1 protein-coding gene is annotated in these 277 nt (G+C 59.9%); it reads right to left on the minus strand.

The window, feature by feature from the left end; translation table 11 throughout:
* Window positions 1-277: ABC transporter substrate-binding protein (locus AC0L3S_RS39350; RefSeq protein WP_473285347.1), on the minus strand; the 277-nt coding region annotated here is incomplete at both ends.

The raw sequence follows: 277 nt of genomic DNA on the forward strand, positions 1-277 counted from the left end.
GTCGCCGGTCTTTTCGAGCTTGGCGACCCTGGCCATGCGGTCGCTGTAAGGCGGGCGGCCTTTGTCGGTGTAGACATCATAACTGAACAGCACGTCCTCCGGCGTCACCGGCTGACCGTCCGACCATTTGGCCCTCGGATTGAGATGGAACTCGATGCTCTTGCGCTCCGGATCCATGTCGGCGCTGTCGGCCAACAAACCGTAGAGCGTGAAAGCCTCGTCGGCATTGCGCTGCATCAACGGCTCGAAGACCAGATTGCCGAAGATCGTATCCATC

This window comes from Bradyrhizobium sp. Ken01 (assembly GCF_055807355.1).